The organism is Cellulosilyticum ruminicola JCM 14822, assembly GCF_001311925.1.
Taxonomy (GTDB): Bacteria; Bacillota; Clostridia; order Lachnospirales; family Cellulosilyticaceae; genus Cellulosilyticum; species Cellulosilyticum ruminicola.
In genome coordinates, this window is the sequence record NZ_BBCG01000177.1 from 1 (window position 1) to 792 (window position 792).

The window sequence follows — 792 nt, forward strand, 5'->3', positions numbered from 1 at the left end:
AGGTCAAACCCTCGAACCGTTAGTATTGGTCACCTAAATGTATTACTACACTTACAGCTCCAACCTATCAACCTCATAGTCTCTAAGGGGTCTTACTTCCTTTCGGAATGGGAAATCTTATCTTGTGGTCTGCTTCACGCTTAGATGCCTTCAGCGTTTATCAGATCCAGACTTGGCTACTCTGCTATGCCTTTGGTAAAACAACAGATGCACCAGTGGTCCGTCCATCCCGGTCCTCTCGTACTAAGGACAGCTCCACTCAAATTTCCTGCGCCCACGACGGATAGGGACCGAACTGTCTCACGACGTTCTGAACCCAGCTCGCGTACCGCTTTAATGGGCGAACAGCCCAACCCTTGGAACCTGCTTCAGCTCCAGGATGCGATGAGCCGACATCGAGGTGCCAAACCTCCCCGTCGATGTGAACTCTTGGGGGAGATAAGCCTGTTATCCCCGGGGTAGCTTTTATCCGTTGAGCGATGGCAATCCCACTTTCATACCACCGGATCACTAAGTCCTACTTTCGTACCTGTTCCACCCGTCGGTGTCACAGTCAAGCAACCTTATGCCTTTGCACTCTTCGAATGGTTTCCGACCATTCTGAGGTTACCTTTGAGCGCCTCCGTTACTCTTTCGGAGGCGACCGCCCCAGTCAAACTGTCCACCTGACATTGTCCCAAACCCGGATTACGGGCCATGGTTAGAAGTTAAGTATTACAAGAGAGGTATCCCACCATTGACTCCATCAAAACTGGCGTTCTGACTTCTCAGTCTCCCTCCTATCCTGTACAT

General features: G+C 50.8%; 1 rRNA gene. It reads right to left on the reverse strand.

Annotation, left to right across the window (positions count from 1 at the left end):
* Nucleotides 1-792 (reverse strand): 23S ribosomal RNA (locus tag JCM14822_RS18765); the annotation flags it as partial.